Source organism: Ruminococcoides sp., assembly GCF_057037865.1.
On record NZ_DBLZMS010000001.1, the window covers coordinates 52,107 to 52,562 of the forward strand.

Below are 456 nucleotides of genomic sequence, written 5' to 3' on the forward strand. Positions count from 1 at the left end.
TTGATGTCTTTCCATGTTTAAAAACAATTTTTGCCAACCTAAGCACCGTCCATATTTGTCACTGATATTATTTCTGGTAATTTGTAATTTCTAATTTTTAAAAACTGTTACAACTTGCTATTGCAATTTGCGAATATTTTTGCATACTTCTTTTCAAAACTAGTTTTATCAATATAAAAAACCAATTTATTCTCTTCTTGTACATATATCACATTTCATCTTCATAATAATTATACAACATTACCAATCTCTTTAGTATCCCGAAAAGTTACATAAGCTCGCCTATTTTTTACATAATTCTACAAAAGTAAATAAAATCTTTGATTTTTAAACAAATTATGATATACTGATTGCATAAGTTTTAAGTGAAATTTTAACAATATGGGCAATTTAGGGGGAATTAAATATGAACATATTGGTTTGTGATGATGATTTATCAATTGCAAATAGCATTGC